Below are 24,334 nucleotides of genomic sequence, written 5' to 3'. Positions count from 1 at the left end.
ATTTTTATATCATACTGGTGGGGTACACCTGTCCCGGACCCCGCCGCCGCGCGTCCCGCACGCGGACACGGAAGGCCGGGCACCCCGACGGGGTGCCCGGCCTCACGCGTGGGGGACGTCCTACAGGCCCTGCCACCGCGGCTTCGCGGCGTACGTGGCGCGGAAGTAGTCCGCCAGCTTCAGCTTGGAGGCCGCCGCCTCGTCGACCACCACCGTGGCGTGCGGGTGCAGCTGGAGCGCCGACGCGGGCACGACCGAGGCCACCGGGCCCTCGACGGTCTGCGCGACCGCGTCGGCCTTGCCCTCGCCGGTGGCCAGCAGGACCGGGTGGCGGGACTCCAGGATCGTGCCGATGCCCTGGGTGATGACGTGCCGGGGCACCTGCTCGATGTCGTCGTCGAAGAAGCGCGCGTTGTCGATCCGCGTCTGTTCGGTGAGCGTCTTGATGCGGGTGCGGGAGGCGAGCGAGGAGCACGGCTCGTTGAAGCCGATGTGCCCGTCCGTGCCGATGCCGAGCAGCTGGAGGTCCACACCGCCGGCCTCGGCGAGCGCCCGGTCGTAGGCCTCGCAGGCCGCCTGCACGTCCTCGGCGGCGCCGTCCGGGCCCATGAAGGACTTCTCTGACAGGCCGAGCGGCTCGATGACCTCGCGCAGCACGACCGAGCGGTAGGACTCGGGGTGGCCGACGGGCAGCCCGACGTACTCGTCGAGCTGGCAGATCCGGGCGCGTGAGGCGTCCACGGCACCGGAGCGGACCTTCGCCGCCAGGGCCTGGTAGACGGGCAGCGGGGTCGAGCCGGTGGCAACGCCGAGCAGGGCGTCGGGCTTGCGGCTCAGCAGGGCGGCGACGGCCTCCGCGATGAGTTCGCCGCCTGCCGTGGCGTCCGGGACGATGACAACTTCCACGCTGTGCCTGCCGATCTGGAGAGTGGCGTCATGTGGTATAGACCAATCTAGGGGCCCAATCTAGCAGAACGGCGTGGCGCGGAGGTGAACCGTCCATGGACGCGTCACCGGTTGCCGCCCCGTCGGCGGACCGCTCCGTCCGCGAGGGGGACGGGCCCGGAAACACCCGCGGGCCGCGGCGCCGGGACGGGACCCTCGGCCCGTCCGGCACCGCAGCCCGGAGCTACCTGGCCGGCGGTGTGCGGTGCCTCCGGCCACTGGAGGTACCGGCGCGGTCAGGGCAGAGAGCGCCGGGTACCTCGGTCCGCCCTCCTGTGCGGGGAGAGCGGAGGTCTGTCGCGCAGGAGACCTCTCCTGCCTGTCATGCCCTACGTGGTGCATTGTGGACTAGACCAATACCCCGTGTCCATCCATCGGCCGGACATTCCCGCGCCCGGCGGCCGCCCTCTCCCAGTGTCACGCATCCGCGGGCCGATCGGTTCGGAACCTCCTCGTCCGCGCGGGTACGCTCGCACATGTGCCCTCCATGAACGACCTCGTCCGCCAGCACACAGCCCTGAGTGACACCGACCTCGAGTGGCTCCATCTGCTGGTCTCGGAGTGGCAGCTGCTCTCCGACCTCTCCTTCGCCGACCTCGTCCTGTGGGTGCCCACCCGCGACGGGACCCGCTACGTGTCCGTCGCGCAGATGCGCCCCAACACCGGCCCCACCTCCTACCAGGACGACATGGTCGGCCACCTCGTCCCGCGCGGACGCCGGCCGCTGCTGGACGCCGCCCTGGACGAGGGCCGCATCGTGCGCGAGGGGGATCCGGAGTGGCGCGAGGAGGTGCCCGTCCGGGTCGAGTCCATCCCCGTACGCAGGGAGGGCCGGGTCCTCGGTGTCATCGCCCGCAACACCAACCTCCTCACCGTGCGCACACCGTCCAGGCTGGAGCTCACCTACCTCCAGTCCGCCTCCGACCTGGCCCAGATGATCGCCGCCGGGACCTTCCCCTTCCCCGGCCAGCAGGTCGACATGGACGCGTCCCCGCGCGTCGGCGACGGGCTGATCAGGCTGGACGCCGACGGCGTCGTGCAGTACGCCAGCCCCAACGGCCTCTCCGCCTACCACCGCCTCGGCCTGGCCTCGGACCTGGTCGGGCACAACCTCGGCGCGACGACCGCCGAACTCGCCCCGTCGCGCGGCCCGGTGGACGAGGCCCTGGTCAAGGTGGCGAGCGGGTACGCGCCCCGGGAGTTCGAGGTCGAGGGCGCCGGCGGGGTCATCCAGCTGCGGGCGATTCCCCTCAAGCCCAAGGGGGTGCGCATCGGGTCACTGGTGCTGCTCCGCGACGTCACGGAACTGCGGCGCCGTGAAAGGGAATTGATCACGAAGGACGCCACCATCCGGGAGATCCACCACCGGGTGAAGAACAACCTCCAGACGGTGGCCGCCCTGTTGCGGCTCCAGGCGCGCCGGATGGAGTCGGAACGGGGCCGGGAGGCGCTCAACGAGGCCGTGCGGCGCGTCGGTTCGATCGCCATCGTGCACGAGACGCTGTCCCAGAATCTGGACGAGCGGGTCGAGTTCGACGAGATCGCCGACCGGGTGATCGCGATGGTCGCCGAGATCTCGCCGGGAAAGGTCACCTGCCGCCGTACGGGCCGCTTCGGCATCCTCGACGCGGAAGTGGCCACTCCGCTCTCGATGGTGCTCACCGAGGTGCTCCAGAACGCCCTGGAGCACGCGTTCACCGTGGGCGAGCAGGGCGCGGTGGAGGTGTCCGCGGTGCGCGGCGGCTCACCGTCCGAGGGCCGGCTGCTGATCACCGTGACGGACGACGGGCGCGGACTGCCCGAGGGATTCGACCCCCAGCGGGCCGGCAACCTGGGACTCCAGATCGTGCGGACCCTGGTGGAAGGCGAACTGGGCGGCTCGTTCGGGATGGTCGCCGCCCCGGTGCGCGGCACACAGGTGCTGCTCGACATCCCCGTGCGGAACGACAAGTAGCCGCGTCCGTACCGCACAGCAGTGGGCCCGGACCGTGGTGACGGTCCGGGCCCACTGCGTGGTGCTCACGGTGCGATGCGCTTCGGGGGTACTGCGCGCTGCGACTCGAAGGCGGGGCTGTGCGTACGCTCTGTACGCGCCGCCGGGCTGAGGCTCGTCGTGCGGGGGGCTTCGGTCAGGCGCTGGCGTTACGCGCCCGGTTGCGAGCGGCACGACGCTTCATTGCGCGGCGCTCGTCCTCGCTGAGGCCACCCCAGACGCCGGAGTCCTGGCCGGACTCGAGCGCCCACTGCAGGCACTGCTCCATGACGGGGCAGCGACGGCAGACGGCCTTGGCTTCCTCGATCTGCAGCAGCGCAGGACCGGTGTTGCCGATGGGGAAGAACAGCTCGGGGTCTTCCTCACGACAAACGGCGTTGTGACGCCAGTCCATGGCTGCTACCTCTCCTTGGTATTACATGCTGGTGCTTGTGAATGTGAACGCTTTCACGAATCCCCCCGCAGGCAAAGGTCCGCCGTCCAGATGGACTGGATGTGGTCCTGTTGTGGTAAGGAGGGGTTCTGGTGCTCAGTGGAGGCCGATGGTGCGGGCCGTCCCGAGCGCCATGTAGAGATTCGCAAACCTCGGCGACGGATACAACCCCTTCTGGAAAGTTTTTTTTGATTCCTCGGTGTCGACTAGGTCACAGCCGTACTTCTAAGGGGTGGGGGCCAGCCCAAACGTTCGAGTCAAAGGACTTTGGCCCCTTCCACTCACACAATCACACGCAGTGCCCGGCGTACGCCTGTGAACGTCACGCTCGTACGCAGTCCCAGGTGGTCGCCGTCCATCTGGAAGGGCAGTGGCGCCTTTGAATGCAAGGTGAAGTCGGTGAGGTCGTGCAGGGACACCGCGTGCTTGCCGTGCGGGCCCTTCTCGGGGCTCGAAGTGAGCAGCTGGGTGGCGTACCGGGTCACCGCGGGGGTGGAGAGGCGCTTGAGGCCGAGGACGTCCAGGGCGCTGTCGAAGGAGGCCTTCGGGGAGGCGTATATCGGACGGTTCCCCAGGTAGGTCCAGGGTGCGGTGTTGCAGATTATCGAGAGCGCGAGGTCGGTGACCGGGTCCTGGCCGGGGACCTCCAGGGTGATCATGCCGTTGCGCCGGTGCGGGTCGTCCAGGAACTGCCGCAGCACCTGGCGCACGTACAGCGCGTGGGTCGAGCGCTTGCCCCGCTCGCGTTTCTGTTCGACCCGGCCGATGACGCCCGCGTCGAACCCGAGCCCCGCGCAGAAGGTGAACCACCGCCCGGGGACGGCCTCGTCGGCCGTGCCCGGGGTGCCGGCGGCCAGTCCGAGTCCCACGGTGCGCTCGCTGCGGTCGGCGAGGGCGTCCAGGATGGCGCCCGTCGCCTCCACGGCGTCGTTGGGGATGCCCAGGGCCCGGGCGAAGACGTTGGTGGAACCGCCGGGGACCACGGCGAGGCTCGGCAGGCCCTCGGGGTCGGGGCCGTCGTGGAGCAGGCCGTTGACCACCTCGTTGACCGTGCCGTCGCCGCCCAGGGCGACCACCAGGTCGATGTCGTCGGAGTCGGCGGCCCGCCGTCCCAGGTCCCGCGCGTGACCGCGGTACTCCGTGGTCACGGCCTCGATCTTCATCTCGCTCGCGAGGGCGTGGATCAGTACGTCACGCGTCCGCGCACTGGTAGTGGTGGCAGCTGGGTTGACCACGAGGAGTGCGCGCATGCCCGCCAGAGTACCTACCGCGCGGAACCGCCCTGAAGTCCCGATCCGCCGGGTCCGCGCCCGTTCACGCAGCGTGACCGGCCTCCCGGGGCGCGGGCCGTCCGGCCCCGGCTTCGCGTCCGGCGGGCCGGGATGCGAATCTGAAAGGCGTGAGCACTCAGCAGAACACGCCCGCCCCGTCGCCCTCGGCCGGCCAGGAGAAGCCGGGCCGGATCGCCGCCCTGGCCGCACTCAACGCGCTCGAAGGCGCGGCGCTGGTCATCGGCGGCGTCTACATGCTGGCCGTCGGCCTCTTCGGGCGCCCCGACAGCCTCCAGCAGGCCGAGATGGGCGGACTCACGCTGGTGGCCCTCGGCCTGATCCCGCTCCTCGCGGCCCGCGGGCTGCTGCTGCGGCGCAGCTGGAGCCGTGGGCCCGCGCTCATCACCCAGCTCATGGCGCTGCCGGTGGCCTGGACGCTGCTCCGGTCGCAGGGCGGCCTGATCCCCCTCGGCATCGTTCTCGCCGCGGTCGCGGTGACGGGCCTCGTGCTGGTGCTCGACCCCGCGACCACGAAGGCGCTGGGCATCCGGGGGCCGCGGACGACCCCCGACGCCTGACCTCGGCGGCCCCCGCGCCCGCGGGTCACTCCTCGACGAGCAGCCGCTCGCGCAGCTGCGCCAGAGTGCGGGCCAGGAGCCTGGAGACGTGCATCTGGGAGATGCCGACCTCCTGCGCGATCTGCGACTGGGTCATGTTGCCGAAGAAGCGCAGCAGGAGGATCCGCTTCTCGCGCGGCGGCAGGTCCTCCAGCAGCGGCTTGAGCGACTCGCGGTACTCGACGCCCTCCAGCGCCTCGTCCTCGGAGCCCAGCGTGTCCGCCACCGCCGGCGACTCGTCGTCCGTGTCCGGGACGTCGAGCGAGAGCGTGCTGTACGCATTGGCCGATTCCAGCCCCTCCAGAACCTCCTCCTCGGAGATCCCCAGGCGCTCCGCCAGCTCGTGCACGGTCGGGGAGCGGCCGTGCTGCTGGGAGAGCTCGGCGGTGGCCGTGGTCAGGGAGAGCCGCAGCTCCTGGAGGCGCCTCGGGACACGCACCGCCCAGCCCTTGTCGCGGAAGTGGCGCTTGATCTCACCGACGACCGTCGGGGTCGCGTACGTCGAGAACTCGACGCCCCGGTCCGGGTCGAACCGGTCCACCGACTTGATCAGGCCGATCGTGGCGACCTGGGTCAGGTCGTCGAGCGGCTCGCCGCGGTTGCGGAACCTGCGGGCCAGGTGTTCGACCAGCGGCAGGTGCATCCGCACCAGCCGGTTGCGGAGCTCGGCCTTCTCCACCGAGCCGTCGGGGAGCGACCTGAGCTCGACGAAGAGCGCCCGTGCCCCGCTGCGGTCGTGTGGATCGTGGTGCCCGTGCTCGCTCATCCGGCCCGCCCGCTCCGTCTGCTCCACCGCGGGCGGACGGCCCCGCGCCTCGTCCGCGCCGTCGGCCCCGCCCTCCGGGTGCGGCCGGGCCTGCTGCTCCGGGAGGGCCGCCGGGCGCACCGCCCCCGGCCGGATCGTCTCGTCCCGCACCGGACCGTCCCCGTTCCCGTCGCTCACGCCGGCCCGGGTCCCGCGCCGCGCTGTTTGTAGAGGCTGATGCTGACCGTACGGTCGTCGGCGACCGTGGAGTCGACCTTGCCGGCCAGTGCGGAGAGCACCGTCCAGGCGAAGGTGTCGCGCTCGGGGGCGCGGCCGTCCGTCGTGGGCGCCGAGACCGTCACCTCGAGGGAATCGCCGATGAGTCGGAAGACGCAGCTGAGGACGGAGCCCGGCACGGCCTGCTGGAGCAGGATCGCGCAGGCCTCGTCGACCGCGATCCGAAGATCCTCGATCTCGTCGAGAGTGAAGTCCAAGCGCGCTGCGAGACCGGCCGTGGCCGTCCGCAGCACCGACAGGTAGGCACCCGCAGCGGGCAGCCGGACCTCTACGAAGTCCTGGTTCCCGGGCTCGCCTGCGATCTGGGACACCCTCACCTCCAAGGTGGCACAAACTCGTTCGAGGCTCCGGGACGTGTACCCGGGGCCGTGCGGACCGTCGCCGGTTCCGTGGTTCGGCGACACTGTCGCGACCCATGATGCCGTGTCGCCGGGACCGTAACCCCGTGATTACTCATGGTAGGCATATGAGCACACACGGTGGCTAGTGGTCGGTGGCGGTCAATTGCGAAGAACCGGCGCCGGTTTGACGTACCCAGACGTCAGACGATCGAACCGTCCACGAAGCACCAGCGCCAGCTGTCGGCGCATTCGAAGCTGCGCATGACCGGATGACCGGTCGCCTCGAAGTGCGCCGTGGCGTGTTTCAGGGGCGAGGAATCGCAGCACCCGACGTGTCCGCAGACGAGGCAGAGGCGCAGCTGTACGGGATGCGTGCCCGCCGCCAGACATTCCGGACAGGTGTCGTCGAGCGCCACGGGCTCGGGGCGCGGCAGTTCGGATACATGGACGCACTCACTCATGATGGCCACGTTACGTCGGATGTGAGGACTGTGAGATGGACGCACTGCCGCTGGTGGCACTCGTCGCGGCAAGCGCGGCGGTCGCGGGGGCCGCCCGCCGGACACCGGTGCCCGCGCCCCTGCTGCTGGTCGCCGCCGGACTGCTGGCCGGGTACCTGCCGGGCGTGCCGAGCTACACGCTGGACGCGCACATCGTGCTGCCCCTGCTCCTGCCGCCGCTGCTGTACACGGCGGCCGTCGACAGCTCCTACCTCGACCTCCGGGCCAACCTGCGTCCGGTCGCCCTGCTCTCCGTGGGGTACGTCCTCTTCGCGACCTTCGCCGTGGGGTGGCTGGCCTACCTCCTCGTCCCGGACCTGCCGCTCACCGCCGCGCTGGTCCTCGGCGCGGTGGTCGCCCCGCCGGACGCCGTCACGGCCGCGGCGATCGCCCGCAGGGTGGGCCTGCCCGGCCGGGTCACCACGATCCTCCAGGGCGAGTCCCTGGTGAACGACGCCACGGCCATCACCGCCTTCAAGGTGGTGCTCGCCGCGGCGGTCGGCGAGGGCATGAGCTGGGGCGAGGGCATCGGCGAGTTCCTGCTGGCGTCCGTCGGCGGTGTGGGCGTCGGCCTGCTGCTGATGGTCCCGCTGCACTGGCTGCGCACCCACCTCAAGGAGGCGCTGCTCCAGAACACGCTGTCGCTGCTGATCCCCTTCGTCGCCTACGCGGCGGCGGAGCGGGTGCACGCGTCCGGGGTGCTCGCCGTGGTCGTCGTCGCCCTCTACCTGGGGCACCGCTCCTGGCAGGTCGACTTCGCGACCCGGCTCCAGGAGGCCGCGTTCTGGAAGATGGTCGCCTTCGTCCTGGAGTCCGCGGTCTTCGCGCTGATCGGTCTGCAGCTGCCGTTCGTGCTCAGGGAACTGGGCGCGTACAGCGTGACCGAGGCGCTCGGGTACGCCGTACTCGTGTTCGTGGCCGTGGTGGTGGTGCGCTTCGTCTGGGTGTACCCCGCCAGCTACCTGCCGCAGTGGTTCTCCGCACGCGTCAGGGAACGCGAGGGGCCGCTGCCCTGGACCTCGCCCCTGATCGTCGGCTGGGCCGGGATGCGGGGCGTCGTCTCGCTCGCCATCGCCTTCTCCATCCCCCTGGCCGGGCACGACGGCGAGGACTTCCCGGCGCGCAGCCTGGTGCTGTTCCTGACCTTCACGACCGTCATCGGGACACTGGTGGTCCAGGGGCTGAGCCTGCCCCTCCTGGTGCGCGTCCTGAGGCTCCCGGGCCGCGACGTGCGCACCGAGACGCTGGCCGAGGCGGAGGCCCAGAACGCGGCGTCCACGGCCGCGGAGGCGCGGCTGGAGGAGTTGCTGGCCGACCCGCGCAACGCGCTGCCCGACCCCCTGACCCAGCGCCTGCGCGCCGTGATGGAGCGGCGCCGCAACGCCGTCTGGGAGAGGCTCGGCGCGGCCAACCCGGTCACCGGGGAGTCGGCGGACGACACCTACCGGCGGCTGGCCGGGAACATGATCGCCGCCGAGCGCGAGGTCTTCGTACGTCTCCGGGACGAGCGGCGGATCGACGACGAGATGCTGCGCGCGCTGCTGCGGCGGCTGGACCTGGAGGAGGCCGCCGCCTACCGGGAGTCGGACGACACGTAGCGGCCGCGCCGGCTCAGGGGCGCCCGGTGACGACCGCCGTGACGGTGGACCCCGGGGCGAAGGCGCCCTCGCCGGCGAGCACGGTCAGCCCGTACAGGAGTTTGGCCACATAGAGGCGTTCGACGGGCAGGCCGTGGCGGTCCTCGAAGTCGTCGGCGAAGGCGTGCAGCTCCGGTGTCGTACGGGCGTACCCGCCGAAGTGGAAGCGTTCGTCCAGGGACCACCGTCCGGCCGGGGCGCCGAACGCCTCGTGCTGGAGGCGGCGCACCGCCGCGTCCAGGAAGCCGCCGCGCAGGACCGGGACGCCCAGCGCGCGCTGCCCGGGGCCGAGCCCGGCGGCCAGCCCGGCGAGCGTGCCGCCGGTGCCGCAGGCGACCGCGACCGTTCCGGCCTCGCCGCGCAGTTCGCGGCCGAGCTCTGCGCAGCCCTGTGCGGCGAGCGCGTTGCTGCCGCCTTCCGGGACGACCACGCACTCCCCGAAGAGGCTCAGCAGGCCCTCCAGGACCCCGGGAGAGGTCTTCGCGCGGTAGGTCGCGCGGTCCACGAAGTGCAGGCGCATGCCGTCGGCCGCGCACCGGGCGAGGGAGGGGTTCAGCGGCCGGCGGGCCAGTTCGTCGCCGCGTACGACGCCGACGGTGGGGAAGCCCAGCAGGCGCCCGGCGGCGGCCGTGGCCCTGAGGTGGTTGGAGTAGGCCCCGCCGAACGTCAGCACCGTACGGCCGGCGGCGGCCCTCAGGTTGGGGGCGAGCTTGCGCCACTTGTTGCCCGGGAGGACCGGGTGGATCAGGTCGTCGCGCTTGAGCAGGAGGGTCACCCCGTGCCGTGCGAAGCGCTCGTCCACGGCCGGCCGCAGGGGTGAGGGAAGCACCGGCCGCAGCCGGGAGAGGTCGGGTGCTCCGTCGTCCATGCCTCCATTGTGGGCCGCGGGCACCGTCCTACTTCAGCCGGTCGCGGATCCGGTTGCGCATCCCCGTCAGCGAGAAGCCGCGCGGGTCCACCTTGCCCGGCTGCCACTCCCGGTGCCCGATGACCGAGGGGGCGTTCCAGCCGTGGAAGCGGCAGACCGCCGCCGCGGCCTTCTCGACGGCCTCCAGCTGGACGGCGGGCCAGGGGTCCTTGCCGTCGCCGAGGTTCTCGCACTCGAAGCCGTAGAAGTGCCGGTTGCCGTCGGTGTTGGACTCGTTGACCGCCGGCAGGTGCTTCTCGGCGATGACGGCGCGCAGCACGTCGTCGTCCCCGAGGCCCGCGTGGTTGGCGCGGCCGTAGCCGACCAGGTGGATCCGTCCGTCCTTGGCGATCACGCCGTGGCAGAGCGGACCCGGGAGGCCCGAGTAGCCGTCCCGGCAGATCTCGACGGTGCGGGCCGTGCCCTTGGTGACGGTGTGGTGGAGCATCACCCCGTGCACCGGCCCCCAGGGGCCCTTGTGGTTGCGGTTGTGCGTGCGCCAGTCGCCCACCTGGACGACGGTGAGCCCTTCGGCCTTGAGGGCCTTGAGGAAGTTGCCCGCGGACATGGGTGAGGCCATGGCCGACTCCTTTGTTCGGAGGGGGAGCGTGTCCGTACAGCGCTTGTACCGGAACACGAGGCTCCGGCAAACCTGTTCGAGTGCTGTTCGCGCCATGTGCGATTCGATCCGGACAGTCCGCGGGCATCCCGGAGGGCCGTTTCTCAGTCCTGGGCGAGCCACAGGTCGGGGCCGAACACCTCGTAGTGGATGTCGGCCGCCGCGACCCCCTTCCCCAGGAGCTGCGTCCGCACGGCGCGCATGAAGGGGAGCGGTCCGCACAGGTAGGCGCGGGTCCCCGGGGCGACCGTGAGGCCGCTCAGGTCGACCTGGCCGGTGCGGTGGGTGCCGTGGGCGGGCCGGCCGGGCTCCGGGGTCCCGTACCAGAAGTGGGCGGTGGCGTCGGCGAGCTTGCCGGTGAGGGCCAGGTGGTCCGCGCGCAGCGCGTGAGCTGCGGGCGACCGGTCGCCGTGCACCACGGTGACCGGTGAGGTGTGCCCCTGTGCCGCCAGGTGCTCCAGCATCGACAGGAACGGGGTGCAGCCGATGCCCGCCGAGGCCAGGAGCAGCGGGGCGTCGGTGCCGTCGAGCACCAGGTCGCCGTAGGGTGCCGAGACGCGCAGCCGGTCCCCCGCCCGCAGGTGCGCGTGCAGGTGCGTGGAGACCTCGCCCTCCGGGCCGTCCCCGCCCCGTACGCGCTTCACGGAGAAGGACCGCAGGGCGGAGGACGGAGACCCGGTGAGGCTGTACTGGCGTATCTGCCGTGCGCCGTCGGGGAGTTCCACCTGGACGGAGACGTACTGGCCCGCCCTGAAGGCGGGGGCCGGTGCGCCGTCTGCGGGGGAGATCCGGAAGGAGGCCACGTCCGGGGTGTCCTCGGTGCGGGAGTCCACTGTCCACTCGTGCCACACGTCGCCCGCCGCCACGCCCTGCTGCGCGTAGAGCCGCTCCTCGATCGCGATCAGGGCGTTGGCCATCAGCCAGTAGACCTCGTCCCAGGCCGCCGCGGCCTCGGGGGTGACGGCGTCGCCGAGCACCTCGGCGATGGCAGCGAAGAGGTGGGTGTGCACGATCTCGTACTGCGGGGCGGTGACGCCCAGGGAGGCGTGTTTGTTGGCGATGCGGCCCAGCATCACGTCGGGCCGGGTGTCCGGGTGTTCGACGAGCTGGGTGGCGAAGGCGGCGATCGACCCGGCGAGCGCCTGACGCTGGGTGCCCGACGCCTGGTTGCCCCGGTTGAACAGGTCGCGCAGCAGCTTCGGGTGGGCGTCGAACAGCTTCCGGTAGAAGAGGTCCGCGATGTCACCGACGGCCGCTCCCACGGCGGGGAGGGTGGCTCGGACGGTGGCGGTCGACGTCTCGCTGAGCATCGGCTGACTCCTCGGTGCGACGGGCGGGCCGCACGGTGGCGGCCCTTAATTGGTAAGGGAGATGCGTATTTTTGGTCGGCGTGATCCGCTCCCCGTGCGCGGTGGGGCGTGGCGGGCGGGGCCGGGCGCGGATCAGTCGGGCGCGGGGCGGCCGCGGCTGATCCCGAGCAGCAGCGGGCCGGTGGGGGAGGAGGTGAGGTCGCCGACCGTGAGCGGGTCGAGCGAGGCGTAGAAGGCCTCCTCGGCCGTGCGCAGTGCGGAGCGGAGACGGCAGGCGGAGCGCAGGGGGCACGGGGTGCCGCCCTCGCACTCGACGACCTCGCCCGGCCCTTCCAGCTGTCTGACCAGGGCGCCGATCGAGGCGGCCCGTCCGGTGGCGGTGAGGGAGAGGCCCCCGCCCCGGCCGCGCCGCGCGTCGACGAGGCCGAGGTGCTGGAGGCGGGCGACGACCTTCGCCGCGTGGGTGTACGGCACCCGCATGGTGGCCGCCACCTCGCGGGTGGTCGGCGGGTCCTCGTCCCGCTCCGTGACTGCGAGGCGCATGAGCACCCGGAGCGCCACATCGGTGAATCGCGTCAGCCGCATGGCGGCAGCGTAGATAAGTTGCATACGAGATGCAACATAGGGTGCCCGGCCTCCGCCTGCGGGGGCGCGTCATCATGGAGGGTGCGGCCCCGTGAAGGACGCGGGGCGCGCGTGGGCGAGAGAGGTGGTCATCGGCCGTGCAGGAGCCGAACGCAGCCGACGGGATACCGGCGGGCAAGGTCATCACCGACCCGGACAGCCTGGGCCGTTACGCGCACGACGAGGCGGAGTGGGCCCCGGCGGGGACGCCCCTCGCCGTCGTGCGGCCCCAGGACACCGAGGAGGTGCGGGCCGTCGTCGCGTACTGCGTCGAACACCGCATCCCGGTGATCCCGCGCGGTGCCGGTACGGGCCTGTCCGGCGGGGCGAACGCGGTGGACGGCGCCGTGATCCTCTCCTTCGAGGACATGAACCGGATCCTGCGCATCGACCCCGTGGAGCGCCTGGCGGTCGTGCAGCCGGGCGTCGTCAACGACGACCTGCGCGCCGCCTGCGCCGAGCAGGGTCTCTGGTACCCGCCGGACCCCGCGAGCTCGCCCTGGTCCACGATCGGCGGGAACACGGCCACCAACGCGGGCGGCATGTGCTGCGTCAAGTACGGCGTGACCCGCGACTACGTGCTCGGACTGGAGGTCGTCAACGGCCTGGGCGAGACCGTGCGGGTGGGCCGGCAGACTGCGAAGGGCGTCGCCGGGTACGACCTGTGCGGGCTCTTCGTGGGTTCCGAGGGCACGCTCGGCGTGATCACCGAGATCACCGTGAAGCTGCGCGGTGCGCGGCCGGCGGAGCGCACGGTGGCGGGCTTCTTCGACTCGGTCGTCGCGGCCGGCGACGCGGTGAGCCGGGTGACGGCCGCGGGCGTCGTGCCCTCGGCGCTGGAACTCCTCGACCGGCACTGCCTGAAGGCCGTCGACGAGTGGAAGAACATGGGCCTGTCGTCGGACGCGGACGCGATCCTGCTCGGCCGTGTGGACACCCCGGGAGCCGCGGGCGACGCCGAGGCGGAGACCGTACGGGCCTGCTTCGCCGCCGCCGGCGCCGCCTGGGCCGAGGTCTCCACCGACCAGGCGGAGGCGGACGCGCTGTTCCAGGCGCGGCGGCTCGCCTACCCCGCCCTCGAACGGCTGGGCCCGGTCCTCACCGAGGACGTGGTCGTGCCGCGGTCCCGGGTGCCGCAGATGCTGGCGCGGATCGAGGAGATCGCCGGTGAACACGACGTCCTCATCGCCAACATCGCCCACGCGGGCGACGGCAACCTCCACCCCCTGATCATCACCGAACCCGGCGACGACGCGGCCAGGGACCGTGCCCAGCTCGCCTTCGAGGACATCCTCGACGCGGCGATCTCCTTCGGGGGCACGGTCACCGGTGAACACGGCGTGGGCCTGCTGAAGATGGGCGGCATGGACCGCGAGGTGGGTCCCGTCAACCTCGCCATGCAGCGCGCGGTCAAGGCGGCCCTGGACCCGCACGGCATCCTCAACCCGGGCAAGGTCGTCACGTCGGGGGCACCGCTGGCGCACTGAGCTGCGCCGGCGGGCCCTACCGCAGCGGTTCGCTGAGCTCGATGGCCCGCAGGGCCGCTGCGAGGGCCCGTTCGTCGCCGAAGTCCACGGCCGTGTCGGCCAGCTTGATGACGTGCTCGTCGCCGTGCGCCAGGGCCCGCTCCACGACCTCCTCGGGCGTGATCCGGCCCGGCGGTACGTAGGCCACCGGGGCGTCCGGCGCGTACATGGCGGTCACCGCGGCCGAGGCCGTCCAGGCGGCGTGGAGGCTCGGCACCCAGAGGGCCGCCGGGAGCGCGGGGAGGGCCCGCAGGACGGCGTTGGGGGCGGTGGCCGCGTGGACCAGCATCGTCTCCTCGCCATGGCCGTGGGTCGCGTACCGGTGGGTGGCCGCCCTGACCAGCTCGGTGAGCCGGCGCCGCGCCTCGGCCGGGTCGGTGACCGCGGCGGCCCACACCGGCAGACTCCTGACCCGGCCGAGCCTGGCGGGGAAGCCGCCCTCCCGTTCGTCGACGGGCGCCACCGCGTCGAGGGCTGCGGCGGCGCTGTCGGCACCGGGCACGGGCACCAGCTCCGTCATCGGGTGGTGGCGGGCCGCCCAGTACCCGAGGCCGTGGGCGAGTTCGGTCAGCCGAGGCCCGGTCTCCTCGCCCGCCAGCAGTGTGCGTACGGCGTGGCCCACGCGGATGACCGGGTGGGTCGATCCGCCGTACATGCCGGGCAGGAGACGGGGCCACCACAGGGTGAGCACCTCGCGCCACGGATGCTCCGCGAGCTCCCGGCCGAAGTAGCCGATCCAGTCGGCGGCGCGGCGCGGATCGCCCAGTGCGGAGCGCCAGTCGGCTTCCGTGACCGGCTCGACGCCGGCCGGGAACTCCTCCAGCTTGGCGGCGTACAGGTCGAGCCAGCGGTGCACGGCCGCCGCCTGGCCGTTGGCGGCGAGGGCCTCGACGGCCATCGGCGCGTGGTTGGTGAGCCTGCCGAGCCGCTCCGGGCCGGAGATGTGCAGCCGCTGGAGCGCCTCGTCCAGGTTGCCTGTCGTATCCATGGCGAGAACGCTAGGGGCCGGTGCCCGGCGCCGTAACGGGCGGGAGTCCCGTGCGTGGAGCGGGCCGAAGTCCTAGGACCGGGGTCCCGGTCGCCCTGCGCCCTCGGTGCCTGGGTCCGACCGGCCCGCGCGGTGTTCCGACTCCGACCGGTCCACCCGGTGTGCGGACGCCCTGGTGCGGGCAACGTTCCCGTCCCAAGCTCGAATAGTCACACTCTTTTGTGTAATAGCGTGCCGTGTCCTCCGGCTGCAAGTCTGCTCCTCGCAGGCCAGCACATGATCGAGAGGATGTCGGATGTCCGTTGGTGAAGAGGTTCGCGACACGCAGCCGCCGCAGCAGCAGAGTCTCGGCACAGCGGCTGCGCGGAACCTCGCGACGACGACCAAGTCCGCCCCGCAAATGCAGGAGATCACCTCCCGGTGGCTGCTGCGCATGCTGCCGTGGGTACAGGTGCAGGGCGGCACGTACCGGGTGAACCGCCGGCTGAGCTACTCGGTCGGGGACGGCAGGGTGACCTTCGTCCAGACCGGTGACCGGGTATCGGTCATCCCCGCCGAGCTGGGCGAGCTTCCCGCCCTGCGCGACTTCGGTGACGAGGAGGTCCTGGCCGAGCTGGCGCGCCGGTGCGAGCAGCGCGAGGTCGCGGCCGGTGAGGTGCTCGTCGCGTCGGGGGAGGCCGCGGACCGCGTCCACCTGCTGGCACACGGCAAGATCGAGAAGATCGGGACCGGGCCGTACGGCGACGAGACGGTGCTGGGCGTCCTCGCCGACGGCTCCTACTTCGGGGACAGCGTGCTGGTCGACGGCGACGCGACCTGGGAGTACACGGCCCGCGCGGTGACCGCCTGCACCCTGCTCACCCTGAGCCGGTCGGACGTGCTGAACCTCGCCGCCCGCGCCGACTCGCTCCGCGACCACCTCGCCGGGCTCCTCGCCATCCCGCAGCAGCGCACCAACCCCTACGGCGAGGCGGCGATCGACCTCTCGGCGGGGCATGTGGGCGAGGCCGTCGTCCCACACACCTTCGTGGACTACGAGTCGGCGCCCCGCGAGTACGAACTGAGCGTCGCCCAGACCGTGCTGAAGGTCCACAGCAGGGTGGCCGACCTCTACAACCAGCCGATGAACCAGACCGAGCAGCAGTTGCGGCTCACGGTCGAGGCGCTGCGTGAGCGCCAGGAGCACGAGCTCGTCAACAACCGGGAGTTCGGACTCCTCCACAACTGCGACTACGGGCAGCGGCTCCAGCCCCACGACGGGGCGCCCAGCCCCGACGACATGGACGAACTCCTCTCACGACGGCGCGGATCGAAGCTCTTCCTCGCGCATCCGCGGGCCATCGCCGCGTTCGGCCGCGAGTGCAACAAGCGCGGCCTGGTGCCGGAGAGCGTCGAGGTCGGCGGACAGCACGTGCCCGCGTGGCGCGGGGTCCCGATCTTCCCGTGCAACAAGATCCCGGTCACGGACGCCCGCACCACGTCGATCATCTGCATGAGGACCGGTGAGGCGGACCAGGGCGTCATCGGGCTCCAGCAGAGCGGCATCCCGGACGAGATCGAGCCGAGCCTCTCGGTCCGCTTCATGGGCATCGACGAGCAGGCGATCATCTCCTACCTCGTCACGGCGTACTACTCCGCCGCCGTCCTCGTGCCCGACGCCCTCGGCGTCCTGGAGAACGTCGAGGTCAGCCGCTGGCGGTGACGCTCCCCCGGGGCCCGGCCGCCGACGCGGCCGGGCCCCGGCAGGCCAAGGCCGCGACCAAGGTGCCCCGTGGCACCCGGAAGGAGTGACCGTGACCATGACCAGTACGGATGCCGCGACGGAGGGGCACAAGGCCGCCGCGCTCCTGGAGCACACCCGTGACGCGGTCGATCCGCATCTGCGGGCAGCCGTGGGGACGCTGCCCGGAGCGATCCGCAGGGTCGCCATGTACCACTTCGGCTGGCAGAACGCCGACGGCACCCCCGCCTCCGGACAGGCGGGCAAGGCCATCAGACCGGCGCTCGTCCTGGCCGCCGCCCAGGCGCTGGGAGGGGACCCCGGCGCGGCGATGCGGGCGGCCGTCGCCGTGGAACTCGCGCACAACTTCAGCCTGCTCCACGACGACGTCATCGACGAGGACACCACCCGGCGCCACCGGCCCACGGCCTGGGCGGTGTTCGGTGTGCCGGACGCCGTCATCACCGGCGACGCCCTGCTCTCCCTCGCCCTGCGCCTCCTGTCGGACGACCCGCACCCGGCGTCCGCCCACGCGGCGGTGCGGCTCTCCACCTGCGTCGTCGAGCTGTGCGCCGGACAGCAGGCCGACTGCGCCCTGGAGGGCCGCGGCCCCGAGGACGTCACCCTGGACGAGTGCCTCGCCATGGCGATGGCGAAGACGGGCGCCCTGCTGGGCTGTGCCTGCGCCATGGGCGCCCTCTACGCGGGAGCCGACGAGAGCTCCGTCCGGGCCATGGACGGCTTCGGGAGGGAAGCGGGTCTCGCCTTCCAGCTCATCGACGACATGATCGGCATCTGGGGGGACACGGACCGTACGGGCAAACCGGTCGGGGCGGACCTGGCGGCCCACAAGAAGTCGCTGCCGGTGGTCGCGGCCCTCACCTCGGGCACCCCGGCCGCCGCCGAACTCGCCGCGCTCTACAACGGTTCCATGAACACCCGGGTGGAGGTGAGGAAGGCCGCGGACGCGGTCGACCGGGCCGGCGGACGCGACTGGGCCCAGACCGCGGCAGCGGACCGGATGGCCCGGGCCGTCCACCAGCTGTCCCGTGCCGTGCCCGAACCGGGCGACGCCGGGGACCTGCTGGCCCTGGCCGAATTCGTGACCCGCAGAACCCACTGAACCGTCCCGTCCGTGGCCCGCTCCGCGCGCCGACCCTAGGATTCCGTCGTTCGGTCGGGATCACCACGGGACGAAGGGGCGGGGCCGGTCATGGGCGTACGCGTACGGCAGGCGGACCAGCGGGACAGGGATCAGGTCGTACGGATCCTGGAGGAGGCGTTCCACCACGACCCCGTGAGCAGCTGGGTCTTCCCGGACGAGGAGCACCGGCGTGCGGTGCACGGGAAGTTCCTCGGCGTCTTCGCCGACATCACCCTGCGGGGAGGCCGGATCGACCTGCTGGAGGACGGCACGGCGACGGCGCTCTGGCTGTCCGTGCCGGCAGGGGTCCCGGAGGGGGCCGACGACACCCCCGCGCTCATGAGGGAGACCGCGGATCCCGGCAACGAACGGGCCGAACTCGTGGGGAGGCTGACCGGCGCGGTCCACCCCCACGACCGGGCGCACGAATACCTGCTGATGATCGGCGTCTCGCCGGAGCGCCAGGGGGAGGGGCTGGGCGAGGAGCTGATGAGGGGGGTTCTGGAGCGGTGCGACCGGGAGGGGACCCCCGCCTACCTGGAGGCGAGCAGCGCACGCAGCCGCGGACTCTACGAGCGGCTCGGGTTCACCTTCACGGGACGGACGGTCGAGCTTCCCGAGGGCCCCTCGATGTGGCCCATGTGGCGTGAACCCCGGGGCGGATGAGCGGAAACCGCCCCCGCGGGCACGGAAGGGGAGGGGGCCACGGGGCGGGCCCGGGGCACGGACTACAGTCCCTGCTCATGACAGATGAGTCGTGGGCAGGCTGGTACCGGGACCGCCGTGGTTCCGAGGCCGTCATTCTCACCACGGACGGACAGCAGCTCCGTATCCGCGTCCGGGGCACGGACTTCGAGGGCGGAAGCTTCGACGGCCTGGGACCCGCGGCCGACGGACCCGCCCCGGACGGGCTGTTCGACCTGGTGGACGGCGTGCTCGACGACTGCGTCCTGGAGTGGGACCTCCCGCTCCCGGTGCTGGCGTCGGGCACGGTCCGCCAGGCCACCCTCAGCTGCCTGCTGTCCCTGCGCAGGGCCGACCCCGACCTGTTCCTCGCCCTCCACCTGGACGGAGCGGTGTACGAGTCGAACCGCGCCGAGGGCGACTTCGCCGCCGCGCTGGCCACGGTCCAGCGCATCCTGCCACCGGACATCCGCCTGCAGACGTGCATCGCCTGCGCCTTCTCGGACTACTTCCCGGCCCCCGTCCGCGGTCTGTCCGGCGGCCTCGCCTGCTTCCGCGGCGCGAAGGACGCCTACCGCGACGTGGCGGGCGGGGACGGTGTCGCGGGCCTCTGGGACCGGCGCACCGGATTCGTCCAGGAGATATGGAGCTGCCGGGAGTTCGAACCGCGCCCGGCCTACGGCGCCGGCACGGGCCACCGGGGCGCCTTCCCGCTCGAACTGGCCTGAGCCGCCGCCCGGCCCCGCCCCGCACGTCGCGAGGGGCCGCTCCGCACCGGCGGAACGGCCCCCGTGTCGGTGCTGCGGTGGCGTCAGGAGGCGGCGCGGGCCAGGGCGGCCGCGAACCCGTTCTGCCAGAGGGTGTTCACCCGCGAGCGCTCGGTCGCGTTGGGGTAGGCGTTCGTGCAGGAGGTGCCGGGACCGCCGCCCGACATCAGCTCGGTGCACGGCCCGGTGTAGTGGTCGGGGAGCCCCAGCACGTGCCCGGTCTCGTGGGCGGTGACCCGGGTCGAGTTGTACTGCCGGTTCTGCGCGTAGTCGAGGAAGATGTAGCCGCTGCCGTGCCCGTTGGTGCTGGCGTACGAGCCCCGGGAGTCGTTGCCCTCGTAGTAGGCGAAGTCGGCGTTCGACCCCTCCTGGAGCTTGACGTTGCTGACCGAGCTGTTCCAGATGCTGGTGCTGCTCGCTATCTGGCTGCGGAAGCTCGGGGCGTTGGTGGTGCTGTAGACCACGGTCACCGCGGCCGCGCCCGGGTTCGCGGCCCGCTTCTCGGCGACCGACTTCATGACGGCCTCGAAGAAAGCCTTGTTCGCGGCGGCGTTCTCGCTCGAACCCTCGTACGCGGCGTAGCCGGCCTGCGCCGTGCTCGCGGGGGCCGTCGAGGCGGGCGCCGGGGCGGCCGCGACCACGGGGGCGGTGCCGAGCACGGCGGCGAGGCCGAGCCCGAGACCGGCCACGGCCGACATGACAGCTGTCCTGGGGTGTCTCATGGGGGGTGTCTCCTACCTGTCCGGATGAACCCCGTCCGGAGGCCGGACGGGGAACGGGTGGGGGTACGGAGAGAGTGTCGGGGCAGCCGGGCCCGCGGCGGATGATGTCAACCGGCGATAGCGCCGCCCTATCCCCGGCCCCCGTGCACGGAATCAGCACGTCCGGTCGCCCCGACACCCCTGAATCGGCCGGTTGGTGGGGGTTGGGGCATCTGGTGCTCGACATGCGAACACCCATACCCTCGCCGTCATGGAGCTCGAGGTGAGACACCTCAGGGCGCTCTGCGCCATCGCCGACACGGGCAGCCTGCACCAGGCCGCACGGCGGCTGGGCGTCAGCCAGCCCTCCCTGACCACCCAGCTCCAGCGGATCGAGAGGAGCCTGGGCGCGGAGCTGTTCCGCCGCGGGAGGACGGGCTGCCGCCCGACGCTCCTGGGACGCGCCGTGCTCAGCCGCGCCCGCCCCCTCGTGGACGGGATGTCGGCCCTGGTCGGCGCCGCGATGGCGGAGGCCGAGGCCGCCCGGGCCGGCAGCCCGGGCCTGCGGATCGGGTCCACCGCGAGCCGGGTCATCGGCGGCTGGCTGCGCGGACTGCGGGGGAGGCTGCCCGGCACCGACATCTCGCTCCGGGTGGACGTCTCGGCGCGGGCGCTGCTGGAGGCCGTCGCGGCCGGACGCCTCGACGTCGCCTTCGTGCACGAGGTGGAGGGCTGCCCCCTCACCGTTCCGGACGGCCTGGTCCAGCGCGTACTCCTGGACCGTGAACCGCAGTTCATCTCCCTGGCGCGGGACCATCCGGCGGCGGGTCTGCCGGAGGTGGACCTGGACGACCTGGCGGGTGACCGGTGGATGGTCGACCCCTCGGTGGACGGCGAATGGGACGGGGTGCGCCGCGTCCTCGGCGCAGCGGGGCTCGATCCGCCCGTCCTGCACGGCGACTACCTCACGGCGGCCTCCCTCGTCGTGCTCGGCGAGGCGGTCGCCCCCTGCCAGCCCACCTCGGGCCCCCGCGACGACATGGCGATCCGGCCCCTGCGCGGCGACCCCCTGGCCGTACGGCTGCTGCTGGTCTCACGGCCGGGCGCGGACATGGACGCCGTGTACGGCGAACTGGAGGCGGCCTACCGCGACGCGGCACGGCGGGCCGAGGAGTACCACCGGTGGCTGCTGCGCCACCGCAGCCCCCTCGCGCAGACGTGCTGAGCCGCGGAGTTCCCCGTCCCGCCGGGGGCGAGGTCCTCCTGCCCGCCACCGCGCCCGCGGGCACGGTCACCGCGTGAGGCGCCCGGGCAGCGGGCGGCACGGAATCCGCCGGACGCGCGGTCACCGGTGCGGCGCCGGAACGGGGTTGGGCGGTCACGGCCTTCCACCACGGCCACCACCCTACGGACACCCACCGGTGACCGGGCGACGGGCGAGGACGGCCTCACGGCGTCCGGTCATCGGCCCCGACGCGCGGACCGGGGCGAAGCTCCTCCGCGCCCCCGGCAGCCCTTAGCGTGGCCCGATGACCGAACAGCTGCTGCACCTTGCCGAAGAGCCCCTGTGGGAGGCCGCCCGCGCCGCGGGGACGTACGAGATGTCCACCCGTGGCCGCACCCTGCGGGAGGAGGGGTTCATCCACTGCTCGCTGCCCCATCAGCTTCCCGCCGTGGCACAGGCGTTGTACGGGTCCGACGACGCGGACCTGGTGGTCCTGGTGATCGACACCGGCCGTCTCACCGTGCCCGTCCGTCACGAGGCGATGAAGCCCGGCGGCGAGGAGTTCCCGCACATCTACGGACCGCTGCCGGTGGACGCGGTCGTGGAGGTGCGCCCCTTGGCCGCGTACACCGGGCCGGCGGCCCGTGCCGCGCGGACCGCCGCACCGGAGGAGGGCGAGGCCCGGTGATCAGCCCCCTCATCGCGGTGACCGGTGCGAGCGGCGCGGTCGGCGGACGGGTGGCCGCGCGGCTGGCCCGGACCGGCGTCCCCGTCCGGCTCCTCGGCCGGGACCCCTCACGGCTGCCCCGGCTGCCCGGCACCGCCGCCGCGCCCCCGGCCGCCTACGGTGACGGCGAGGCCATGCGCCGCGCACTCGACGGCGCGCACACCCTGTTCCTCGTCTCGGCGCACGAGAGCTCCGGCCGGGTGCTGGAGCACACCACGGCGGTGGACGCGGCCCTCGCCGCGGGCGTCGAGCGCATCGTGTACGTGTCGTTCCTCGGCGCGGCCCCGGACGCGACGTTCACGTTCGCCCGCGACCACTGGCACACCGAGGCGCACCTGCGGATGACGGGCGTGCGCCACACCTTCCTGCGGGACAGCTGGTACCTCGCGGGGATCCCCGCGATGACGGCACCCGACGGAGTCCTGCGGGGCCCCGGCGGGGAGGGGCGGGTTTCGGCCGTCTCGCACGAGGACATCGCGGACTCGGCGTCGGCCGTCCTGCTGGACGAGGGGACCGGCCACGACGGTGCGACGTACGACCTCACGGGCCCCGAGGCGTTCACCCTGGCGGAGGCGGCGGACGAGCTGAGCCGGTGCACGGGACGCCGGGTCCGGTACGTCCCGGAGACCGAGGAGGAGGCGTACGCCTCCCGTGCCTCGTACGGCGCCGAGGACTGGGAGGTGGCCGGCTGGGTGACGTCGTACCAGGCCATCGCGGCCGGCGAGCTGGAGACGGTCTCGGACGCCGTACCCCGGCTCACGGGCCGGCCCGCCCGGAGCCTGGCCGTCTACCTCCAGGAGAACCCGGAGAGCTACCGCCACCTGCTGCCCGGCTCCTGACCTCCGGTCACGGCGGCCGGGCGGGAGGGGGGTTGCCACACCCCGGGCCACGTCGGCGGTACGACGAACTACGTACTGGTGGCGGGCGAGTGGCTCGGGGCGTGGGTGGGGGACGACGTCGTCCCCCACCTCCGTGCGGCCGGTCAAGCGCCCACCCCCTCACCCCCTCACCCTCTCCGGCCTCGGCGAGAAGAACGGCCTTCGTGGCGGGGCAGCGGACCCACGCCCAGGACGTCGTCGACGAGGTGACGCGCCTGGACCCGCGCGATGTCGTCCTCGTCGGGCACGGCTACTCGGGCATCCCCGTGGGACAGGCGGCCGAGCGGATCGGCGACCGGCCGACCCGTGTGGTCCTCGCCGACTCCGACGTCCCCGTGGACGGCCGGTTGCAGGGGGCGCGAGGCGTTCGCGTCGGCGCTCGGGGAGAACGGCGGCTTCCGGGCACCCCCTGACCGCGGGGGACCACGCGGGCCACGGACCGACCGACGACCGGACCGCACGGAGCGCATGGATCGTCGCCGGTTCGACACCGCGCCCGGTGGCCTCCCTCACGGAACCGGCGCTCCTGGCCCGCCCGGTGGCCGGACTTCCCGCGACCTACGTCACGTGCCTGCTGGACGGCCCGGAACCGTCCGAGGAGGTCGCGGCACTGCTGACCGCCGAGAGCCGGCGGTACGCCGAGCTGGACACCGGCCACCGGCCCCTGTTCTCCGAGCCGGAGCGGCCGGTATGCGTCCTGCTCGGCTGACACCGCGCCCGGACGTCGGCGGACCGGGTGCGGACGGGGGCGACCCGACCGGCGAGGTCCGCGTTCGTTCGGGGTGGCCCCTGCGATCCGGGCCCGGGAGGCTGACGTCGGCGAGGGCACCGACAGCTTGTGGAGACGCAGATGTCCGGGCGGCGGGGGAGGCGCCGGGCGGGCGCGACGAGCCCTCCTCGTTCAGCCCGACCCACATCTCGGTCTGCAACCCGAGCATCTGACCGAGGTGACGAACTGGGTCTCGCAGTTACCCGCGGCTCACGTCGTGTGACGACTGATGCCCTCGCCGCCACGAGTAGCGAGGGCATCAGGATGCGCTGTGAGGTCTGACTCTCTGGGTGCCTGGGAAGTCGGGACCCGACTCAGGCGGTGCCGACTGCCCTGCCTGACCTACGGATCGGCTGTCCGAGAAGCTTCTCCACCTCCGCGGATGCGGCGTCGAGGAATTCCTGACCGAACAGACAGAGTGACTGTTCCCAGGGGTGCCCAAAACTGCCCGTCCGGAAGTCTTCCGAAAGGTAGATGTAGTAATCCCCATCGGGGTACGGGCTCAATGGCCAGGCCGGCTGCCTCGGGCCGCCGACGCCCAGCGGTGCGAAGCGATACGACGTGTGCTGCCAGTCGAGCGCGAGCAGTGTTCCGCTCGGGCCCATGCAGGACTTCAGCCCCTGCTCGACCACCTCGACCAAGCGGTCCAACCGCTCGTATTCAGGGTCGTCGTCAAGCGCGGCAAGGCTCCAGGTAACCGATGCGACGGGCTCCTTGATGGCTGGCCACTTGAGAGAACTCGTACTCGGCCGGAACGTGAACTCGTCGTAGAAGCGGTCCCAAACGCGCCGGTACTCGGTCTCAAGCAGCTCGACCACGGGACTCTCCATCATGGCCCGACCCTACCGAGTTGCCCGTGAGAGGTGAGGGATGGCCTGATAGCCCGCGATCTTCGCCGGTCGCCCGGACGGAGTCCCCCGGCAGGTCTTCATGTCTTGTCATGGGCAGCTCATGACGGCTCTCGAT

26 protein-coding genes are annotated in these 24,334 nt (G+C 72.4%); 13 read left to right on the top strand and 13 right to left on the bottom strand.

All coding sequences use genetic code 11. The annotated features are described in order from the left end of the window. Positions 1-120: 120 nt before the first annotated feature. Positions 121-906, bottom strand: a complete 786-nt coding sequence (gene nagB / locus ACFVS9_RS22905; protein WP_383119043.1) for a glucosamine-6-phosphate deaminase — start codon at positions 904-906, stop codon at positions 121-123. Positions 907-1,432: 526 nt separating this feature from the next. Here nagB and ACFVS9_RS22900 point away from each other — a divergent pair. Beyond that, positions 1,433-2,899 (top strand): PAS domain-containing sensor histidine kinase, encoded by a 1,467-nt coding sequence (locus tag ACFVS9_RS22900; RefSeq protein ID WP_383119044.1) that lies wholly within the window; start codon positions 1,433-1,435, stop codon positions 2,897-2,899. Positions 2,900-3,074: 175 nt separating this feature from the next. On the opposite strand, the gene ACFVS9_RS22895 is transcribed toward ACFVS9_RS22900, so the two are convergent. Further along, complete coding sequence (locus ACFVS9_RS22895) at positions 3,075-3,332, bottom strand: WhiB family transcriptional regulator (protein WP_003953983.1); 258 nt, start codon at positions 3,330-3,332, stop codon at positions 3,075-3,077. Positions 3,333-3,652: 320 nt separating this feature from the next. Further along, the gene (locus tag ACFVS9_RS22890; protein ID WP_383114385.1) at positions 3,653-4,621 is read right to left on the bottom strand and encodes a diacylglycerol/lipid kinase family protein; all 969 of its coding nucleotides are present in this window, start codon (positions 4,619-4,621) and stop codon (positions 3,653-3,655) included. A 149-nt stretch (positions 4,622-4,770) separates the two neighbouring features. On the opposite strand from ACFVS9_RS22890, the gene ACFVS9_RS22885 reads away from it, so the two are divergent. Continuing rightward, positions 4,771-5,220 (top strand): hypothetical protein, encoded by a 450-nt coding sequence (locus ACFVS9_RS22885; protein ID WP_389934926.1) that lies wholly within the window; start codon positions 4,771-4,773, stop codon positions 5,218-5,220. A 25-nt stretch (positions 5,221-5,245) separates the two neighbouring features. Here the strand turns inward: ACFVS9_RS22885 and ACFVS9_RS22880 are convergent, their stop codons facing one another. The 3 genes from ACFVS9_RS22880 to ACFVS9_RS22870 form a co-directional block, all read right to left on the bottom strand. Continuing rightward, complete coding sequence (locus tag ACFVS9_RS22880; protein WP_383114388.1) at positions 5,246-6,175, bottom strand: RNA polymerase sigma factor SigF; 930 nt, start codon at positions 6,173-6,175, stop codon at positions 5,246-5,248. Between the two features lie 23 nt (positions 6,176-6,198). After that, a complete protein-coding gene (locus ACFVS9_RS22875; protein ID WP_383114383.1) occupies positions 6,199-6,612 on the bottom strand; it encodes an anti-sigma regulatory factor in 414 nt (137 codons plus the stop codon). A 230-nt stretch (positions 6,613-6,842) separates the two neighbouring features. Further along, positions 6,843-7,103, bottom strand: coding sequence for a UBP-type zinc finger domain-containing protein (locus tag ACFVS9_RS22870; RefSeq protein ID WP_383114382.1), 261 nt, complete (start codon positions 7,101-7,103; stop codon positions 6,843-6,845). A 35-nt stretch (positions 7,104-7,138) separates the two neighbouring features. Here ACFVS9_RS22870 and ACFVS9_RS22865 point away from each other — a divergent pair, with 35 nt between their 5' ends. Next, on the top strand, positions 7,139-8,740 hold the full coding sequence (locus ACFVS9_RS22865) for a Na+/H+ antiporter (RefSeq protein WP_389934922.1): 1,602 nt from the start codon (positions 7,139-7,141) through the stop codon (positions 8,738-8,740). Positions 8,741-8,753: 13 nt separating this feature from the next. Here the strand turns inward: ACFVS9_RS22865 and ACFVS9_RS22860 are convergent, their stop codons facing one another. The 4 genes from ACFVS9_RS22860 to ACFVS9_RS22845 form a co-directional block, all read right to left on the bottom strand. Further along, complete coding sequence (locus ACFVS9_RS22860) at positions 8,754-9,647, bottom strand: 1-aminocyclopropane-1-carboxylate deaminase/D-cysteine desulfhydrase (protein WP_389934919.1); 894 nt, start codon at positions 9,645-9,647, stop codon at positions 8,754-8,756. Positions 9,648-9,675: 28 nt separating this feature from the next. Then, positions 9,676-10,266, bottom strand: a complete 591-nt coding sequence (locus ACFVS9_RS22855; RefSeq protein WP_383114379.1) for an N-acetylmuramoyl-L-alanine amidase — start codon at positions 10,264-10,266, stop codon at positions 9,676-9,678. A gap of 143 nt (positions 10,267-10,409) precedes the next feature. Continuing rightward, positions 10,410-11,615, bottom strand: a complete 1,206-nt coding sequence (locus tag ACFVS9_RS22850) for a globin domain-containing protein (RefSeq protein ID WP_389934916.1) — start codon at positions 11,613-11,615, stop codon at positions 10,410-10,412. Positions 11,616-11,747: 132 nt separating this feature from the next. Then, on the bottom strand, positions 11,748-12,200 hold the full coding sequence (locus ACFVS9_RS22845) for an RrF2 family transcriptional regulator (protein ID WP_383114377.1): 453 nt from the start codon (positions 12,198-12,200) through the stop codon (positions 11,748-11,750). Positions 12,201-12,337: 137 nt separating this feature from the next. Here ACFVS9_RS22845 and ACFVS9_RS22840 point away from each other — a divergent pair, with 137 nt between their 5' ends. Beyond that, positions 12,338-13,726 carry an FAD-binding oxidoreductase gene (locus ACFVS9_RS22840; protein ID WP_389934913.1) on the top strand — a complete coding sequence of 463 codons (1,389 nt, stop codon included), beginning with the start codon at positions 12,338-12,340 and terminating at the stop codon, positions 13,724-13,726. 16 nt (positions 13,727-13,742) lie between these two features. On the opposite strand, the gene ACFVS9_RS22835 is transcribed toward ACFVS9_RS22840, so the two are convergent. After that, positions 13,743-14,753: a questin oxidase family protein gene (locus ACFVS9_RS22835; protein ID WP_389934910.1), complete on the bottom strand. Its 1,011-nt coding sequence runs from the start codon at positions 14,751-14,753 to the stop codon at positions 13,743-13,745. Positions 14,754-15,048: 295 nt separating this feature from the next. On the opposite strand from ACFVS9_RS22835, the gene ACFVS9_RS22830 reads away from it, so the two are divergent. From ACFVS9_RS22830 to ACFVS9_RS22815, 4 genes are all read left to right on the top strand, one after another. Then, positions 15,049-16,455, top strand: coding sequence for a family 2B encapsulin nanocompartment shell protein (locus ACFVS9_RS22830; protein ID WP_383114374.1), 1,407 nt, complete (start codon positions 15,049-15,051; stop codon positions 16,453-16,455). 97 nt (positions 16,456-16,552) lie between these two features. After that, the gene (locus tag ACFVS9_RS22825) at positions 16,553-17,596 is read left to right on the top strand and encodes a family 2 encapsulin nanocompartment cargo protein polyprenyl transferase (RefSeq protein ID WP_383114373.1); all 1,044 of its coding nucleotides are present in this window, start codon (positions 16,553-16,555) and stop codon (positions 17,594-17,596) included. Positions 17,597-17,686: 90 nt separating this feature from the next. Continuing rightward, on the top strand, positions 17,687-18,283 hold the full coding sequence (locus ACFVS9_RS22820; protein WP_383114372.1) for a GNAT family N-acetyltransferase: 597 nt from the start codon (positions 17,687-17,689) through the stop codon (positions 18,281-18,283). Positions 18,284-18,360: 77 nt separating this feature from the next. Further along, positions 18,361-19,029 carry a DUF6304 family protein gene (locus tag ACFVS9_RS22815; RefSeq protein ID WP_383114371.1) on the top strand — a complete coding sequence of 223 codons (669 nt, stop codon included), beginning with the start codon at positions 18,361-18,363 and terminating at the stop codon, positions 19,027-19,029. Between the two features lie 83 nt (positions 19,030-19,112). Here the strand turns inward: ACFVS9_RS22815 and snpA are convergent, their stop codons facing one another. Continuing rightward, entirely contained in the window at positions 19,113-19,790 is a 678-nt protein-coding gene (gene snpA / locus ACFVS9_RS22810; RefSeq protein ID WP_389934904.1) for a snapalysin, read from the bottom strand. A gap of 250 nt (positions 19,791-20,040) precedes the next feature. On the opposite strand from snpA, the gene ACFVS9_RS22805 reads away from it, so the two are divergent. The 5 genes from ACFVS9_RS22805 to ACFVS9_RS22785 all read left to right on the top strand — a co-directional run bounded on the left by ACFVS9_RS22805 (position 20,041) and on the right by ACFVS9_RS22785 (position 23,308). Beyond that, the gene (locus tag ACFVS9_RS22805) at positions 20,041-20,994 is read left to right on the top strand and encodes a LysR substrate-binding domain-containing protein (RefSeq protein WP_389934901.1); all 954 of its coding nucleotides are present in this window, start codon (positions 20,041-20,043) and stop codon (positions 20,992-20,994) included. A gap of 304 nt (positions 20,995-21,298) precedes the next feature. Continuing rightward, positions 21,299-21,682 carry a DUF952 domain-containing protein gene (locus ACFVS9_RS22800; RefSeq protein WP_389934898.1) on the top strand — a complete coding sequence of 128 codons (384 nt, stop codon included), beginning with the start codon at positions 21,299-21,301 and terminating at the stop codon, positions 21,680-21,682. Continuing rightward, positions 21,679-22,560, top strand: coding sequence for an SDR family oxidoreductase (locus tag ACFVS9_RS22795; protein ID WP_389934895.1), 882 nt, complete (start codon positions 21,679-21,681; stop codon positions 22,558-22,560). Before ACFVS9_RS22800 ends, ACFVS9_RS22795 begins: the two co-directional genes overlap by 4 nt. Before the next feature lie 203 nt (positions 22,561-22,763). Further along, positions 22,764-23,012, top strand: a complete 249-nt coding sequence (locus ACFVS9_RS22790; RefSeq protein ID WP_389934892.1) for an alpha/beta fold hydrolase — start codon at positions 22,764-22,766, stop codon at positions 23,010-23,012. Positions 23,013-23,098: 86 nt separating this feature from the next. Next, the gene (locus tag ACFVS9_RS22785) at positions 23,099-23,308 is read left to right on the top strand and encodes a hypothetical protein (RefSeq protein WP_389934889.1); all 210 of its coding nucleotides are present in this window, start codon (positions 23,099-23,101) and stop codon (positions 23,306-23,308) included. Between the two features lie 374 nt (positions 23,309-23,682). Here ACFVS9_RS22785 and ACFVS9_RS22780 read toward each other — a convergent pair whose 3' ends face one another. After that, a complete protein-coding gene (locus tag ACFVS9_RS22780) occupies positions 23,683-24,186 on the bottom strand; it encodes a DUF2716 domain-containing protein (RefSeq protein WP_389934887.1) in 504 nt (167 codons plus the stop codon). Positions 24,187-24,334: the final 148 nt, after the last annotated feature.

This window comes from Streptomyces sp. NPDC058008 (assembly GCF_042886395.1).
Taxonomy (GTDB): domain Bacteria; phylum Actinomycetota; class Actinomycetes; order Streptomycetales; family Streptomycetaceae; genus Streptomyces.
The sequence above is the reverse complement of the archived record's forward strand: the minus strand, read 5'-3'. Positions and strand labels throughout refer to the sequence as shown.

Coding starts and splice junctions, on each gene's coding strand:
- ACFVS9_RS22900 (WP_383119044.1), top strand. CDS start 1,433: ATGAACGACCTCGTCCGCCAGCACACAGCCCTGAGTGACACCGACCTC.
- ACFVS9_RS22895 (WP_003953983.1), bottom strand. CDS start 3,332: ATGGACTGGCGTCACAACGCCGTTTGTCGTGAGGAAGACCCCGAGCTG.
- ACFVS9_RS22890 (WP_383114385.1), bottom strand. CDS start 4,621: ATGCGCGCACTCCTCGTGGTCAACCCAGCTGCCACCACTACCAGTGCG.
- ACFVS9_RS22870 (WP_383114382.1), bottom strand. CDS start 7,103: ATGAGTGAGTGCGTCCATGTATCCGAACTGCCGCGCCCCGAGCCCGTG.
- ACFVS9_RS22865 (WP_389934922.1), top strand. CDS start 7,139: ATGGACGCACTGCCGCTGGTGGCACTCGTCGCGGCAAGCGCGGCGGTC.
- ACFVS9_RS22860 (WP_389934919.1), bottom strand. CDS start 9,647: ATGGACGACGGAGCACCCGACCTCTCCCGGCTGCGGCCGGTGCTTCCC.
- ACFVS9_RS22855 (WP_383114379.1), bottom strand. CDS start 10,266: ATGGCCTCACCCATGTCCGCGGGCAACTTCCTCAAGGCCCTCAAGGCC.
- ACFVS9_RS22850 (WP_389934916.1), bottom strand. CDS start 11,615: ATGCTCAGCGAGACGTCGACCGCCACCGTCCGAGCCACCCTCCCCGCC.
- ACFVS9_RS22845 (WP_383114377.1), bottom strand. CDS start 12,200: ATGCGGCTGACGCGATTCACCGATGTGGCGCTCCGGGTGCTCATGCGC.
- ACFVS9_RS22835 (WP_389934910.1), bottom strand. CDS start 14,753: ATGGATACGACAGGCAACCTGGACGAGGCGCTCCAGCGGCTGCACATC.
- ACFVS9_RS22830 (WP_383114374.1), top strand. CDS start 15,049: ATGTCCGTTGGTGAAGAGGTTCGCGACACGCAGCCGCCGCAGCAGCAG.
- ACFVS9_RS22825 (WP_383114373.1), top strand. CDS start 16,553: ATGACCAGTACGGATGCCGCGACGGAGGGGCACAAGGCCGCCGCGCTC.
- ACFVS9_RS22820 (WP_383114372.1), top strand. CDS start 17,687: ATGGGCGTACGCGTACGGCAGGCGGACCAGCGGGACAGGGATCAGGTC.
- ACFVS9_RS22815 (WP_383114371.1), top strand. CDS start 18,361: ATGACAGATGAGTCGTGGGCAGGCTGGTACCGGGACCGCCGTGGTTCC.
- snpA (WP_389934904.1), bottom strand. CDS start 19,790: ATGAGACACCCCAGGACAGCTGTCATGTCGGCCGTGGCCGGTCTCGGG.
- ACFVS9_RS22805 (WP_389934901.1), top strand. CDS start 20,041: ATGGAGCTCGAGGTGAGACACCTCAGGGCGCTCTGCGCCATCGCCGAC.
- ACFVS9_RS22800 (WP_389934898.1), top strand. CDS start 21,299: ATGACCGAACAGCTGCTGCACCTTGCCGAAGAGCCCCTGTGGGAGGCC.